The organism is Petralouisia muris (assembly GCF_004793545.1).
Taxonomy (GTDB): domain Bacteria; phylum Bacillota; class Clostridia; order Lachnospirales; family Lachnospiraceae; genus Petralouisia; species Petralouisia muris.
Map to the genome: position 1 here is coordinate 58169 of NZ_SRYA01000019.1, position 15749 is coordinate 73917.

A 15749-nucleotide genomic window follows, 5' to 3' on the forward strand; every position below is an offset into this window, starting at 1 on the left:
GTTACAAAATGGTAGGCAGTTTGCGAAGTTTTTTATTGACAAATGTCAATTGACATGTATAATGTAATTATGTTTTTTTATAAAATTTTAGAAGATTAAAGTGGTGCAATATAAAACAAGTACACTATCATTATGCATGTTTCTTTGATCTTTGAAATCAAAATCAAAATACAGAAGGTAGGAGAGAAGAAAGTGGCGAAGTATATTGGAAAACGATTAGTGCTGGCAATTGTCTCTATTCTTATTGTCAGTGCCATTACATTCTTTGTAATGAATGCTATTCCAGGAGGCCCCTTCAATAAAGAGAAGGCCACCAGTGCAGAAGCGCAGAAAGTGTTGGAAGAGAGGTATAATCTGGACAAACCTATCGGAGAGCAATATGTGCTTTATCTGAATAATTTGTTACATGGAGACTGGGGGGTATCCCTACATAACGGACGTGATATCTGGGATGAAATTGCGATGCGTTTCCAGGTGTCAGCCAAGTTAGGCGGCATGGCTGCGGCAGTTGCCATTGTGATTGGACTGGTGCTTGGCAGTATTGCAGCCCTTACTCGTAACAAGTTGCCAGATCGGCTTATTATCTTTTTTACAACCCTGGGGACAGCGATGCCATCTTTTGTGCTGGCGACTTTGCTTCTTCTGGTGTTCTGTCTGAAGCTGGGATGGTTTCCGGTATGGTCCTCCAGCAATCCGAATTATGTTCTGCCGATTATCGCATTGAGCGTCTATCCTATGGCTTATATTACACGTTTAACGAAAACAAGTATGCTGGATGCCTTGAATCAGGATTATGTCCGCACTGCAAAGGCAAAGGGAGTTCCAGGCTGGAAAGTAATTTTTAAGCATGCCCTTCGTAATGCGCTGGTTCCTGTTGTCACCTATATAGGACCTATGGTTGCATATATTCTGACCGGTTCCATGGTAGTGGAAAATATTTTTACCATTGGAGGACTTGGATCTACATTTGTAACAAGCATTGTAAACCGTGATTATACAATGATTATGGCGGTTACGCTGTTTCTTGCCATATTGATGGTTGTTGCAAATTTATTGACGGATATTGCTTATAAGATGATTGATCCGAGAATCACATTTGAATAAAAATGAGAGAAGGACAGAAAGGACGATAGAGAGTATGCTGGAGAATCAGGAGTTGAAGAAAAAGCAGCTCTTTTCCGCACAGGTGGATTTGAGTAAATTTAATGATAAGAATTTTGAACAGGCAACAGATGATGAAAAGAAGCAGCAGGACGTTATGGGAGAATCTACCACCTTTTTTAAGGACGGTATGAGACGTCTGCGCAAAAATCCCCTTGCTATGGGAAGTATTGTAGTATTGGTTCTGATTATTGCGACGATTATCATTGCGCCGATGATTGTGCCCTATAAGTATTCCCAGATTATTTCGGTAAATGGAGTCAGGGACAAGACAGCGGCAAACCTGGGGCCTTTTGAGTATTCCAAGCTGGAAACCAAGTATATGGAAGAGACAGGAGAGAAGCTGTTTCCCCATATTTTCGGAACAGACAGTTTGAGCAGAGATTACTTTATCCGTGTGATTTACGGAACAAGGGTCAGCCTTTCCGTAGGCGTTGTGGCTTCCATTATGGTATTGATTATCGGTTTGCTGTATGGCTCTATTGCAGGATATTTCGGTGGAACGCTGGATCTTGTGATGATGCGTATAGTGGATATTATTTATTCCCTGCCGGATATGCTGATTATTATTCTGCTTTCGGTGGTGCTGAATGAAACTTTGAAGCCTTTGATTGAAGGGACTTCCCTGCAGGCTTTGGGAACAAATATGATTTCAATTTTCATTGTGTTTGGATTGCTGTACTGGGTGAGTATGGCCCGTCTGATCCGGGGGCAAATTCTTACCATTAAGAATAATGAATATGTACTGGCTGCCAGGTGTATCGGTACGAAGAACAGCAGGATTCTGCGCAGGCATATTTTACCCAACTGTTTGTCTGTTATTATCATTACTACTGCATTGCAGGTGCCCAGCGCAATTTTTACAGAGAGTTACTTAAGCTTCCTGGGTCTTGGAGTATCAGATCCGCTGACTTCTCTGGGAAGTCTGGCGAATGATGCCAGGGCAGGTATGCAGTCTTATCCTCTGCGGCTTGTGATTCCTGCAATTGCAATTTGTCTGATTGTGTTGGCGTTGAATTTACTGGGCGATGGTCTTCGTGATGCATTCGACTCTAAATTGAAATAAATAAGGAGATAAGCATATGAGCGAAGAAAATAAATACATTTTGGAAGTAAAAGATCTCCATACCAGTTTTTTTACGGAAAATGGAGAGGTTCAGGCAGTAAATGGAATTTCCTTTACATTGGAACCAGGGAAAACTCTGGGAATTGTGGGGGAATCCGGTTCCGGTAAGTCGGTAACGGCATATTCCATTATGCAGATTTTGGCAGAAACCGGCAAAATCACCGCGGGAGAAGTGAAGTTCCATGGGGAAGATATTACAAAATGGAACAGCAGGCAGATGCAGAAGTTCAGGGGAGAGAAATGTTCGATTATTTTCCAGGACCCTATGACCAGCCTGAATCCGGTGTTTACCGTTGGAAGCCAATTGACGGAGGCGATATTGCTCCATACAGATAAAGATAAGAAGCAGGCCAGAGAACGGGCTGTGGAGATGTTGACCTTGGTTGGAGTCAACGAGCCGGAGAGCCGATTGAAGCAGTACCCCCATGAGCTGTCCGGCGGTATGCGCCAGCGTGTCATGATAGCCATGGCATTGGTATGTGAGCCGGATATTCTGATTGCAGACGAGCCTACTACGGCGTTGGACGTAACCATACAGGCACAGATTCTGGAACTGATGCAGGATTTACAGAAGAAGCTTGGAATGGCAATTATTATGGTAACTCATGATTTGGGAGTTATTGCCAGCATGTGCGATGAGATTCTCGTTATGTACGGCGGGCGGGTCTGTGAACGGGGAACGGCAGATGATATTTTCTATCAGCCGGCCCATGAATATACCAAAGGTCTGCTTCGCTCCATACCGAAAACAGACAATATGAATGAAAAGCTGGTTCCCATCGGCGGAACGCCCATCAATCTTCTGCAGATGCCCGAAGGATGCGCATTCTGCCCCAGATGCGATGCGGCTATGAAGATCTGCCTGAAGGAAAAACCAGAAGAACTGCGTGTCAGTGACACACATCTGGCAAGCTGCTGGATGAACATTAAGGAGCTGTATGAAGCACAGGAAGGAGAACGGTCATGAGTGAAAACGAAAAGTATCTGTTAAAGGTAGATCACTTAAAGCAGTACTTTCCCGTGCGTCAGGGATTTAAGACAATTCCGCTGAAGGCGGTGGATGATATATCCTTTACAGTAAAGCCTGGTGAGACACTGGGCCTTGTGGGGGAATCCGGATGTGGGAAAACAACAGTAGGAAGAACCTTGCTTCGGCTGTATCAGCCCACGGCAGGGCGCATTGAGTTCGACGGTGAAGTGCTCTTTGACAGCGGGGAACAATATGATGAGAAAGGAAAAGTCATTTTAGGCGCAGACGGTAAGCCTGTCCTTGGAACTAAAGTTGATGTTAATATGCTGCCTTACCGGAAGCAGATGCAGATGGTGTTCCAGGATCCTTATTCATCCCTGAATCCCCGTATGACTGTGGAGGACATTATCGGAGAGCCTCTGGATGTGCATAACCTTTATGCCAACCGGGGGGAACGCAGAGAGAAAATCCTGGAGCTGATGGAACTGGTAGGATTGAATGCGGAACATGCCATGCGGTACGCCCATGAGTTTTCCGGCGGTCAGAGGCAGCGTATCGGAATCGCCCGTGCGCTGGCGGTAAATCCGAAATTTATTGTGTGTGACGAGCCTGTTTCTGCATTGGATGTATCCATTCAGGCGCAGGTGGTCAATATGTTTGAAGAATTACAGGAAAAATTGGGCGTTGCATATTTGTTTATTGCCCATGATCTTTTGATTGTACATCATATTTCAGACCGTATTGCGGTTATGTATCTTGGTAAAATGATGGAGTTGGCGGATGCAGATGAATTAAATGCCAATCCCATTCATCCCTATACATTGAGTCTGTTGTCGGCGGTTCCGATTCCGGATCCTGAAACAGCAAGAAAGAGCAAACGTATTATTTTGGAGGGAGATGTACCAAGCCCCCTGAAAATGCCTACCGGATGTCCATTCCGGACCAGATGCCGGTATGCGACCGACCAGTGTGCACAAGAGATGCCTCAATTGACAGACAGGGGCAACGGACATATGGTTGCATGCTGGAATAAATAAGGTTTTTTCCAGAGTTTTTCTTTGGTTAAAGCATAGATTTAATATTATAATTAGGAGGAAATACTATGAAAAAGAAACTGGTATCCGTATTACTGGTTGCATGTATGGCATTGAGTCTGACTGCCTGCGGCAAAAATGATTCAGCGAATAAAAATGATGATTCAGCTAGTAATACACAGACAGAAGACTCAAACAATGCAGACGCCAATGCAGATGCAGAAGAGGGCGCAGATGCAGAAGGTTCCACAACTAATTCAGATACAAATGTACTGAATATTAACCTGGCTTCTGAACCGGACTACCTTGACCCGGCATTGAACAGCTCTGTAGACGGAGGCTGTCTTGCAGTAAATAGTTTTGCAGGATTGTATACTTATGACAAGGACGGAAACCTGATTCCGGATTTGGCAACGGATATGCCTGAAGTATCCGAAGATGGTAAAGTTTATACTGTTAAGATGATTGAATCCAAATGGAGTAACGGAGACGACCTGAAGGCATCCGATATTATCTATAGCTGGAATCGTGCTATTGCAGAAGAAACGGCAGCAGATTATGCATATCTGTTTGACATTATTGCAAAGAAAGATGACGGCACTCTTTCTGTGGAAGCTACAGATGATTATACATTGGTAATTACTCTGACAAATCCTTGTCCTTATTTCAATGACTTAATGGCGTTCCCGACTTTCTTCCCGGTACATCAGGCTTCTGTAGAAGCAGCAGATCCGGACGGAACAGTTCCTGGAAAATGGGCGCAGGAAGCAGGATTTGTATGTAACGGCGCATACACTCTGGAATCCTGGAATCACAATGAGAGCATGGTTTACAAGAAGAATGCCAATTATCACAATGTTGACAGTGTAACCATGGAAGAGCTTCATTTCATGTTAAGCGCTGACGATACTGCAATCTATGCAGCATACAACAGCGGCGATGTAGATTACATTGACACTGTGCCAAACGATGAGATTTCCTCTTTGAATGGCGTGAATCCGGAATTCGGCATCCTGGATAACCTGGGAACTTATTACATTGGTTTCAATGTAAATGACCCGATTTTTGATGGAAAAACCGTAGAAGAAGCTGCAAAAATGCGTCAGGCTATGAACCTTCTGATTGACCGTCAGTTCATCGTTGACAATATCGGACAGTCCGGACAGGTAGTTGCTGATTCTTTCGTTCCTCTTGGAATGGCAGATGGTAACGGCGGCGAATTCAAACAGGCAGATACCAGCTACTATGATGCAACCACTACAGGTGCGGCTATGGTAGAAGATGCTAAGAAACTGATGGAAGAAGCAGGATACAGCTTCACAGACAACGGCGACGGCACTTATAAAATTGATCCGGCAATCAACATGACATACCTGACCAATGACGGTACCGGCCATGTTGCAATTGCACAGGCAGTACAGCAGGATTTAGGCGTTCTTGGAATTACCATGGAAATCCAGACTCAGGACTGGAACGTATTCCTTGAGAACAGAAAGAACGGAAGCTTTACCATCGCCCGTGAAGGATGGTTGGCTGACTACAATGACCCTGTAAATATGTTAGAGATCTTTACTTCTAATTCCGGTAATAATGACATGCAGTTAGGAAAAGGCGAGAAGAGTGATTCCGCACCGGATTGGGCAGAATACGATGCATTAATTACAGAAATCCGCAATACTGCAGATTTTGCAAAACGTGTGGAGTTAATGCATACGGCAGAAGATATGTTGATGAATACATGGGCAGTTGTTCCGCTCTACTACTACAATGATATCTATATGCAGAAACCTAACGTAGATGGAATTTATGCAACTGTTTATGGCATGAAGTATTTCATGAATGCTACTAAGAACTAAGGCAGATGAACACAGAATAGACGGAACAGTCTAAGTTTCACTTATTTTTAGTGTCACATCAGCAAGAAAAAACATCCCCGGAGGAATCCTGTCAAAAAGATTTCTCCGGGGATGTTTTTGTGGATAAATTGTTTGCTGAAAATTAGATTAATCTGCCGCCTTAACTTCTTTCCAAAGCAGGTTCAGCTTCATAGTAGTCTCATCGTCCAGAGGTTTCAGGACCTCACAGTTGTTCAGCGTTTCCGTAGGAGGAAAAATCGTCGTATTTTCCTGCAGATCTAAATCCAAAGCTTTCCGTGTTTTCTGATTGGGAGTGGCATAGTAAACATAATCGAAATTCATCATGGAAATGTCTTCCCGGCAGAGAAAATTCAGGAATTTCTCTGCGTTTTCCTTGTGTCTGGCGGATTTGGGAATGAACCAGGAATCAATCCACATATTAGAGCCTTCTTCCGGTACAGAAAAAGCCAGCTTGTCATTAAATTCCAGCGCATATCCGGCTTCCCCGGAATAGACCACTGCCATGGCAGCATTTTCAGAAATCATTTCATCCTGCGCTTCGTCCACCAGATAAGAATAGACCAGAGGCTTTTGCTTCAGAAGCAGATCCTGGGCCTCTTTTAATTGGGCGTCGTCTGTCGTGTTCAGGGAACAGCCCAAAAGCTTCAGCGCTACCATAAAAGAATCCCGGACAGAATCGGCCATGATAATCTGGCCGGAATATTCCTGATCCCAGAGGATATTCCAGGAGTTCACTTTGGATTCATCTACCATATCTTTGTTGTAGAGGATGCCAACCGTGCCGAAAAAATAGGGGATGGCATATTTGTTTTCCGGATCGAAGGATTTGGAAAATTCAAAATAAGTGGAATCCAGATTTTCGGAAAGAGGGATATTGCTGTAGTCCAGTTCCAAAACCTCTCCTTCCTGAATTAGCTTTTCTACCATATAATCGGAGGTGCAGATTAAATCATAGTCAATGGCCCCGGCCCGGTATTTGGTATACATATTTTCCGGGGTTACATATTCTTCCAGTTCTACCTTAATTCCTGTTTCTTCCTCAAACATTTCGATGGCGTCCGGGTCTAAATATTTGCCATAATTTAGTACAGTCAGGGTGTTTTCCGAGTCCTTGGGGCCGCATCCTGCAAAAAGCCAGGAAATAGCAAGGCAGATCAAAAGGCAGCAGAGTGCTTTTTTTATTTTCATTGAAAATCTCCTTTGGTTTTAAATAGTTCAATCATGCGTCCCTTTCTTCCCGGCGGGCAGAAGGGCCGAAATTCATAAACAGCAGCAGTATCAACGCAAGTAAAAATAAAAGTGTGGACAGGGCATACATTTCCGGCCGGATTCCTTTGCGCATTTCTGTGTAAATCATGGTAGACAAGGTATGAATGCCAGCTCCCTTGGTAAAGTAGGTAACGGAAAAATCATCTAATGACATAGTCATTGCCATCAGAAAACCGGAAAAAACGCCAGGGCGTATCTGTGGCCAGATGATTTTAAAAAAGGCATAGACAGGGGTAGCTCCCAAATCCAGAGCCGCTTCATAGGTCGTACGGCTGCTCTGTTTTAGCTTGGGCAGCACATTCAGTATCACATAGGGAATATTGAATGTGATATGGGCAATCAGTACCGTACCCATGCCAAGGCGCGTAAAGCGCACGAACAGAAGCATCATGGAAATACCTGTTACAATGTCTGCATTGAGCAGGGGAATATTGGTAGCGCCCACCATAATGGCCTGATTTCTCTTTTTCATGGCGTCAATTCCCAGAGCTGCCAGTGTGCCGAGGACAGTGGCAATTAGCGCAGAGGTCAGGGAAATCAGCAGGGTGGTGCCGAAGGCTTCCATAATGGAACCGCTGGAAAACAGATTTTTGTACCATTTTAAGGTAAATCCTCCCCATTGAACTCTGGTTTTGGAATTATTAAAAGAGAGTATGATCAGCACCGCAATGGGCAGGTATAAAAACAGAAAAATTAAAGCCAGATAAATGCGTTCTGCAGATTTCTTTACCATACGCCTGCACCTCCTTCTTCTCCTTTGGAACTCATCAGGGCCATGCTTGCAATAACAAAGATCATAAGCACAAGAGACAGACCGGAACCCAGGTTCCAGTTGTATTCCTGCATAAATGCCTGTTCAATGACATTTCCGATTAATAGCACCTTGCCGCCGCCCAGAAGATCTGAGATTGCAAAAGAAGTCAGGGCAGGGACAAATACCATGATAATGCCGCTGACTACGCCCGGCATAGTAAGAGGCACTATGATTTTAAAGAAAATTGTAACTGTTCCTGCGCCCAGATCACCTGCCGCTTCAATGATGTCCTGCTGGATTCTGGACATGGTGTTGTAAATCGGAAGTATCATAAAGGGCAGGAAATCATATACCATACAGAATACCACGGCAGCAGGGGTGTTCAGGATATCCAGTCCCGGAAGTCCCAGTCCCTGCAGGATTGTGTTGATAACGCCGTTATTGGACAGCAGCAGCTTCCAGGCCAGGATGCGCAGCATAAAGTTCATCCACATGGGCAGGATGAATATAAATACAATAAATCCCTGGCTTTTTTCTTTCATATTATTTAAAATCATAGCCAGCGGATAGGACAGCACAAGACAGGCGCCTGTGCAGACGAATGCCAGTTTCAGTGAGAGAAACAATGATTTTAAATGAATAGATGCAAAAATTGAACTTACATTTAATAAAGTAAAATGTCCGCTGGTGGTAGTGAAGGCATAGTATAGAATCATTACCACCGGAAGCAGGATAAATCCTGCCATCCATAAAAGATATGGGCCGGCAAGAAGCTGCCGCTTTATATTACGCATATGGGTTCACCGCCTTTTAGTATCATTTGCAATTTTATGTTATTCATCCGACTCCACCGCCTGTTCGTCGCTGGATTCCGGTTTGTTCATGATCTGGATGTTGAAGGGATCTACCCGGATTCCCACATGGCTTCCTACCGGGTGCATCTGCGTGGTCTGCACCAGCCATTCAAATCCGTTGGCAAGAACTTCAATTTCCCAATGGACGCCTTTGAAAATCAGGGAGGTAACGTCTCCTTCCAGCATTCCTGTCTCCGGAGGCACCAATTCCACATCTTCCGGCCGGATCACCACATCCACAGGAGTATTGTTTCCAAATCCTTCGTCCACACAGGGGAAGTTCACATCCAGAACCTGAACCAGGCGGTCTTTTATCATAATTCCGTCAATAATATTGCTTTCCCCGATAAAATCAGCTACGAAAGCATTGGTGGGTTCATTGTAGATATCCTCCGGCGTGCCAATCTGCTGGATATACCCCTGGTTCATTACCACAATGGTGTCAGACATGGTAAGGGCTTCCTCTTGGTCATGGGTTACATAGATAAAGGTAATGCCAAGTTCATTTTTCAGGCGGATTAATTCATACTGCATATCCTGCCGGAGCTTTAGATCCAGTGCGCCTAAGGGTTCGTCCAGCAGCAGCACTTTGGGTTCGTTGACAATCGCCCGGGCAATGGCGATTCTTTGTTGCTGGCCGCCGCTTAAGGAATCTACACTTCGTTTGCCGAATCCTTCCAAATTCACTAACTTTAATGCATATTTAATTTTATCGTCAATGTAAGCCTTGCTTTTCTTTTTGATTTTCAGTCCAAAGGCAATATTCTCTGCAATGGACATATGGGGGAATAAGGCGTATTTCTGGAATACCGTGTTGAGCTGCCGTTCGTTGGGAGAGAGGCTGGTGATATCCTTTCCATCAAAAATCACTTTTCCGGAATCCGGCGTCTCGAAGCCGCCGATAATCCGCAGAGTAGTGGTTTTTCCGCAGCCGGAAGGGCCTAACAGTGTCAGAAATTCATTTTCACGGATATACAGATTCAGATCGTCTAAGACGGTCTGCCCGTCATAAGATTTGGTGATATGCGATAAATCAATCAGTCGTTTGCTCATGGCCGATGTTTCCTCCTAAAAACTTGGTGGCGTAGAAACCCATAATATGGTAGCTTCCCTGCCGCCGCAATTTTCGATGTAATGTTTTTTTCCTGCTTTAAAATAAAAAGACTCTCCTTGCCTGACTACAAAGGAGCGGGGTCCGTAGTGGAGCTTTACGGAGCCTTTCAGAACATATCCGAATTCCTCTGTTTCAGTGGGAAGATACATTTCAGAAGACCCATGGGGGGCCAGGGTAATCAGCACTGGTTCCATAGCGTTTTTCTGGGCATTGGGAATCACCCATTTGATGGTATGGTGCAAATCCTCATTTTCCTTAATAAAGTAATCTTCCTGTCGGAATACAATCTGTTCCGGTTCCTGGTCAGTGAAAAATTCTGCCGGGGTAGTGCCCAGACACTGGATAATGTCAAGAAGCGTGCCCACGGAAGGAGAAGTCAGGTTGCGTTCCAATTGGGAAATAAATCCCTTGGAAAGCTCGCTTCGGTCTGCCAGTTCCTGTTGGGTCAGCCCATATTGAATGCGTAGTTCTTTCATACGGTGCCCGATATCCATAAAAGCCATCCTTTCTGAATTAATGATAAGTCTTGCCGATCAGACATAACGGCATAGTATATAAACATTATGTATAGTAATTGTAAAGTCAAACTAATAATAGATTTTTTGTTTAATAATAATAAACAAATTCTATTATATCTGGAAACCAGAAAATGTCAATAGAAAAAAGACAGAAAAATTTACAAAAATTTTCAAAAAAGGGATTGCAAAACAGAGAGAAAACGGGTATAATAGACAAAGATTTTATATGACATGCCAAAGTGGCGCAGTTGGTAGCGCGTCGCATTCGTAATGCGTAGGTCGAGGGTTCGAGTCCCTTCTTTGGCTGATAAACGGGAGCTGTGCATTTATCGCAGCTCCTTTTTGTAAATTGTGGCTGCGGCCGGAGGGCTGTATCATAGCTTATGGCAGTGAAATGTGGGAAAGCAGGTGAAGGCATGGGAGCGCTGAGAAAAGAAGAAAGTTACACGCTTGAGGATATTTATGGTTTACCGGAAGGAGTCAGGGCGGAGCTGATTGACGGTCAGATTTATGACATGGATCCTCCGGGGAGAAGCCATCAGAAAGTGGTTCAGCTGTTAAGCATGGAGATTGGAAATTATGTCCGTGGAAATGAGGGAGATTGCGAGGTATATCCGGCACCCTTTGGAGTGTTTTTAAATCAGGAGGAGATAAATTATGTAGAACCGGATGTGGCGGTTATTTGCGATACTTCCAAACTGGATGAAAAGGGCTGCCACGGCGCTCCTGACTGGGGAGTTGAAGTTGTTTCTCCCAGCAGCAGGCGGATGGATTATTTTGTTAAGCTGTTCAAATACCAGAACGCAGGCGTCAGAGAATACTGGATTGCAGATCCTCAGAAACGAAGGGTTTGCGTTTATAACTTTGAAAAGGAAACGGCCGAAGAATATTCTTTTGAGGAACCGATACCGGTTGGATTTTACGAAGGCTTTTCGATAAGGATTCAAGTGTGAATTATGAGCAGCGCCATTACCGTGTATTATACATTTTGTCCCCGGAAGCAGGAGGCTTTGGGGGCGTATTTGCAATATCAGAGAAAAATTGCAGATGAGATATTAAATTATGGTTTTAAGAAGCTTTTTAAGATTGAATTTAACCGGGATAAAGTAAGAACAGGGAAACACGGAAAGCCTTATTGGGATGGGAGAGAGAATGTCTGGTTTAATGTAAGCAATACAGACGGGCTGGTGGTATGCGCGGTTGCCGGTTCCAGAGGAAAGGCTGCAAAAGTAGAGACAGCGGCAGAGGGGAGCGGCGGCGCGCCCGGCGGTTTGGGGAATGAAATCGGCGTAGATACAGAACAGCCTAGAAGTGTGCGGATGTCCTTGCTCCACCGCTGCTGCAGCCTTAAAGAGATGAGGTATATTCTTGGAGAGGAATATTCCCCTGGCGGTAAGGAATTTTGTTTTGGGGAATCGGGAGCGGATGGTTTCGGAGTGGACATTTGTTCTGGAACAGAAAGAAAAGCTAGGTCAAGGAAAGAAACAAGGGAAGAAATACGAAATATTCAGGTGCAGGATCGCTTTGCGCAGATTTGGACTCTGAAGGAAAGCTACATCAAAATGACGGGAGAAGGGATGAGTTTCCCCTTGAAAGAGGCAGCGTTTTCTATTGAGGAAAAAGTTAATGGAGAATTTAATATTTCCTGCATACAGCCTGGTTTTTTTGCCCAGAGAAAGATAGAGGGGTACTGGATTGCTGTGTGCAACAATTTTAAGGAAGAGAGCAAAATTGACTGGCAGGAATTGAAGTTTCCCCGAATATATGGAAAATTTAGACATTCTCTGCGGCAGTAATAGCCTGTGACGCTCTGTCTCAAATCATTCTGCGCCGCAGCCAGTTTATGGATTCCGTTATTTTCAATCCAGGCTTCTTTTGCTGCAGCGCAGAGTGTACGTTGTAAGAAAATCGTTCAATAATTCTTAGCCCAGCCGCTTTAAATATTGTTTTTCCAGTACATTAATCAGACTGTACAGCCCCAGGGCCAGGATGCACAGAATTACAATGGACATAATGACCCAGTCAAGTTTAAATACCTGGCTTCCGTAGATAATCAGATAGCCAAGGCCCTGCCGGGAAGCGATAAATTCCCCAATAATGACCCCTACCAGGCACAGGCCGATATTGACCTTCATAATAGAGAACAGGGAGGGGATATTCGCAGGCAGGATTACTTTGATGAGGGCATGATATTTCCTGCCGCCCATGGTATAAATCAACTTGATTTTTTCCGGGTCCACAGACTGAAAACTGGTGTACAGGCTTAGAATGGAGCCGAAAATAGCTACTGACATGCCAGTGATAATGATGGTTTTGTAGGTTGCGCCCAGCCATACAATCAGAAGGGGCGCCAGCGCAGATTTGGGAAGGCTGTTTAAAATTACAAGATACGGCTCTAACGTTTCAGAGAGACGTTTGTTCAGCCATAACAGAATCGTTATGGCAAGGGCAAAAAACAGAACAAGTCCAAAGCTTGCAATTGTTTCAAACAGGGTGATTCCGATATGAGCGAACAGCGTCTGATCCAATATCATCCCATAAGCGCAGAGCAGCACCTTGGAGGGGCTGCTGAAAATAAAAGAATCAATTAGCTCCAGCCTGGCGGCTCCTTCCCAGATTGCCAGGAATAAAATAAAAATGCACAGCCTGCTGACTGTGACAGTGCGCTTATGCTTCTTTTGAGTGAGCAGGAAATTCTGCTGAGCAAGGGATATTTCATTCATTTTCATTCAACTCCTTCCATATTTTATTAAAGTAATCTTTAAATTCCGAGGAATTCCGCCGTTCCAGTGCGCTGATATTGTCCGGAAAATTGATATCTACCACAGTCTGAATGGTGGCGGGCCGTTTGCTTAATACCAGTACCCGGCTGCCCAGACTGACTGCTTCTGACAAATCATGGGTTACCAGAATTGCGGTTTTTCCTTCTTTTTTGATAATTGCCCCAATATCATCCCCTACGGTGAGACGTGTTTGATAATCCAGAGCGGAGAAAGGTTCATCCAACAGCAGGATTTCCGGCTTCAGTACAAGGGTGCGGATCAGGGCCGCCCGTTGGCGCATGCCGCCGGAAAGCTGAGAGGGCCTGGCGTCTTTGAATTTGTACAAGCCGTAGGTTTTCAGCATATTCAGCGCTGTTCCTTTTGTTTCCGGCGTCAGCTTATTCTGGATTTCCAGTCCAAGCAGAATGTTTTTCTCAATGGTGCGCCATTCAAACAGATGGTCGTGCTGCAGCATATAGCCGATGGCATTGCAGCTTTTCTGGTTCAGCTTCTGTCCATAAAACAAGATGGAACCGTGTTCCGGTTCCAGAAGCCCTGACAGAAGGGAGAGGAGGGTGGATTTGCCGATGGTTCAGCAGGGGAAACAAAGGGAGTGATTTTAACCAGGTCTGATAAAGTGTTTGAGGGCATGTTTGATGATTATTGCGGGATGGAAAATAAAATTTATATTAGGATTAAATATTTTATCAAGAAATCAAAGATTTCATATCGGGAATTAGGAGAAGCAATTGGGTGTTCCCATGATACAGTGTTTGCTTATGCAAATGGAAAGATAGCGGAAGGACATATGAATATCGGCCTCTTAAAAGGAATGGCAGATTATTTTGGAATTGAGACATATTATTTCTGCAATGAGTATCATATATTTGTGGATACAACGGATGTGCCGGGATATTTAAAGAAAATCCGAAAGGAAAAGAACATGTCACAGAAGGAATTTGCGGAAAATACAGGAGTGTCTCTGTCGTCTTATAAAAAGTATGAGACAGGCGCTGTTCAGATTCCAGAGAAATATTACCATGTAGTTACAAAATGGAAGGAAAGGTAAAAAACGGGACTGCAGAGTATGTGGTCCTGTTTTCTCTGTAGGCAAAAATAGAAAGTCCTTGCTTTTCCAAATAAAGGGGTGGTGATGAGAAGAAAAAGGTGTTATAGTTAGGAAAAATAGGGAAGAATTGGAAAGAGGAAAGGAAATTAAAAGCTTATTAGATAAATCATTACAGAAGGAAAGTGAAACATCAAGAAAGAGAACGGTTGTTTTTATAGATTCTGATTCAAAAAATGAGGAAGAGGGAGCTGATATAGTAAAATACATTGGTAATAAAGAGTGTTTTAAAGAGGATGTATTAATAGCGACGAGTGTTTTAGATAATGGAATTTCAATTAAAGATTATGAATTGCGGAATTTTATTATCATGGCAACAACAAGGGAGCAATTCATCCAGATGCTTGGACGGAAAAGGAAAAGGGAAGATACCGAGTGCCTGAATGTATATATTTTATTAAGAGATAAAAAAGATTTTGAACGGTTTTTTTTAACAAGTGAGAAACAGGTAAAATTTAAAACGGAATTTTCGGGTCAGGAGGATAAATTGTTAGAAAAAATTATGAAATCTGAGTTTTCCTATCAATGTGCAAGAAAACTCTGTTTTGTAAAAGGAACTTCGTTGATTTTCAATGAACTAGCGGTGAAACAATGGGATTATTTGTACCAATATTATCAGAAAATGGTTGATAGATTTGAATACGAAGGTGGAACCGCTTTTCTTAAAGAACAGCTGGAGTGGATAGGATGTAAAAATGTTGAAGAAAAATGTAAAGAATTAATGCAGTCGTTGCTTGGAAAAATGCGTGAGGTAATAGAGAACTACAAAGGGAAAGTATTAAGTGAAGAAGATAGAAAAGCGGTACGAGAAAAGATTCGACTTGATATAGTGCGTATTTTAAAATCCTGTGATGTTTCTGAAGAAAAGGATAAGAAGGTGATAAAAGGACTGATAGAAGAATATAGTAAAAGCAGTGATAACAGACCTCTTACAAAAAAATTCAATGATGTAATGAAATTTATTGGACTGAATTATTGTTTGGTGAGAGAGGGAAAAGAGTATGGGATTGTGGATGGAAATCCATAAAAGGAAGTATGTGAATCTGAAGAATGATGGCACTATTATTGAATAATCCCGTTTTTGTATTCTGAGAGAGATGAAAATTATTACAAAAATATACATAAAGGCAGACTGTTAATTCTTACAATCCTTCAAACAACCCATAAAGAATAAATTGTCAGCG

The 15749-nt window shown here is 43.3% G+C and carries 15 protein-coding genes, 1 tRNA gene and 1 pseudogene; 10 read left to right on the forward strand and 7 right to left on the reverse strand.

Annotated elements, in window-relative coordinates; translation table 11 throughout:
* Window positions 1–192 precede the first annotated feature (192 nt).
* From E5329_RS11180 to E5329_RS11200, 5 genes are all read left to right on the forward strand, one after another.
* Window positions 193–1104, forward strand: a complete 912-nt coding sequence (locus tag E5329_RS11180) for an ABC transporter permease (RefSeq protein WP_135989616.1) — start codon at window positions 193–195, stop codon at window positions 1102–1104.
* Window positions 1105–1138: 34 nt separating this feature from the next.
* A complete protein-coding gene (locus E5329_RS11185; RefSeq protein ID WP_135989617.1) occupies window positions 1139–2227 on the forward strand; it encodes an ABC transporter permease in 1089 nt (362 codons plus the stop codon).
* 16 nt (window positions 2228–2243) lie between these two features.
* Entirely contained in the window at window positions 2244–3254 is a 1011-nt protein-coding gene (locus E5329_RS11190) for an ABC transporter ATP-binding protein (RefSeq protein ID WP_135989618.1), read from the forward strand.
* Window positions 3251–4294 carry an ABC transporter ATP-binding protein gene (locus E5329_RS11195; protein ID WP_135989619.1) on the forward strand — a complete coding sequence of 348 codons (1044 nt, stop codon included), beginning with the start codon at window positions 3251–3253 and terminating at the stop codon, window positions 4292–4294. Before E5329_RS11190 ends, E5329_RS11195 begins: the two co-directional genes overlap by 4 nt.
* Window positions 4295–4359: 65 nt before the next feature.
* Complete coding sequence (locus E5329_RS11200; protein ID WP_135989620.1) at window positions 4360–6147, forward strand: peptide ABC transporter substrate-binding protein; 1788 nt, start codon at window positions 4360–4362, stop codon at window positions 6145–6147.
* Window positions 6148–6294: 147 nt separating this feature from the next.
* Here E5329_RS11200 and E5329_RS11205 read toward each other — a convergent pair whose 3' ends face one another.
* The 5 genes from E5329_RS11205 to E5329_RS11225 are packed head-to-tail and all read right to left on the reverse strand — an operon-like array spanning window position 6295 to window position 10653.
* Entirely contained in the window at window positions 6295–7356 is a 1062-nt protein-coding gene (locus E5329_RS11205; protein ID WP_275443199.1) for an ABC transporter substrate-binding protein, read from the reverse strand.
* Between the two features lie 31 nt (window positions 7357–7387).
* Entirely contained in the window at window positions 7388–8170 is a 783-nt protein-coding gene (locus tag E5329_RS11210; RefSeq protein ID WP_135989621.1) for an ABC transporter permease, read from the reverse strand.
* A complete protein-coding gene (locus E5329_RS11215; RefSeq protein WP_135989622.1) occupies window positions 8164–8985 on the reverse strand; it encodes an ABC transporter permease in 822 nt (273 codons plus the stop codon). The genes E5329_RS11210 and E5329_RS11215 overlap by 7 nt, the downstream gene beginning before the upstream one ends.
* 39 nt (window positions 8986–9024) lie before the next feature.
* The gene (potA, locus tag E5329_RS11220) at window positions 9025–10098 is read right to left on the reverse strand and encodes a spermidine/putrescine ABC transporter ATP-binding protein (RefSeq protein WP_135989623.1); all 1074 of its coding nucleotides are present in this window, start codon (window positions 10096–10098) and stop codon (window positions 9025–9027) included.
* A gap of 15 nt (window positions 10099–10113) precedes the next feature.
* Window positions 10114–10653, reverse strand: a complete 540-nt coding sequence (locus E5329_RS11225) for a helix-turn-helix domain-containing protein (RefSeq protein ID WP_135989624.1) — start codon at window positions 10651–10653, stop codon at window positions 10114–10116.
* A gap of 257 nt (window positions 10654–10910) precedes the next feature.
* Between E5329_RS11225 and E5329_RS11230 the strand changes: the two genes are divergently transcribed.
* From E5329_RS11230 to E5329_RS11240, 3 genes are all read left to right on the forward strand, one after another.
* A tRNA-Thr gene (locus E5329_RS11230) sits at window positions 10911–10983 on the forward strand.
* A gap of 110 nt (window positions 10984–11093) precedes the next feature.
* Window positions 11094–11630, forward strand: coding sequence for a Uma2 family endonuclease (locus tag E5329_RS11235; protein ID WP_135989625.1), 537 nt, complete (start codon window positions 11094–11096; stop codon window positions 11628–11630).
* Window positions 11631–11651: 21 nt separating this feature from the next.
* Window positions 11652–12473, forward strand: coding sequence for a 4'-phosphopantetheinyl transferase family protein (locus E5329_RS11240; protein ID WP_168356587.1), 822 nt, complete (start codon window positions 11652–11654; stop codon window positions 12471–12473).
* A 126-nt stretch (window positions 12474–12599) separates the two neighbouring features.
* Here the strand turns inward: E5329_RS11240 and E5329_RS11245 are convergent, their stop codons facing one another.
* Entirely contained in the window at window positions 12600–13400 is an 801-nt protein-coding gene (locus tag E5329_RS11245) for an ABC transporter permease (RefSeq protein WP_135989627.1), read from the reverse strand.
* A pseudogene (locus E5329_RS11250) lies at window positions 13393–14025 on the reverse strand (ABC transporter ATP-binding protein); the annotation flags it as partial. The pseudogene E5329_RS11250 and the gene E5329_RS11245, both read right to left, overlap by 8 nt.
* A 27-nt stretch (window positions 14026–14052) precedes the next feature.
* Between E5329_RS11250 and E5329_RS11255 the strand changes: the two are divergent.
* Both E5329_RS11255 and E5329_RS11260 read left to right on the forward strand, forming a co-directional pair.
* Window positions 14053–14508, forward strand: a complete 456-nt coding sequence (locus tag E5329_RS11255; RefSeq protein WP_135989629.1) for a helix-turn-helix domain-containing protein — start codon at window positions 14053–14055, stop codon at window positions 14506–14508.
* Between the two features lie 127 nt (window positions 14509–14635).
* Complete coding sequence (locus tag E5329_RS11260) at window positions 14636–15592, forward strand: DEAD/DEAH box helicase (RefSeq protein WP_168356588.1); 957 nt, start codon at window positions 14636–14638, stop codon at window positions 15590–15592.
* Window positions 15593–15749 lie beyond the last annotated feature (157 nt).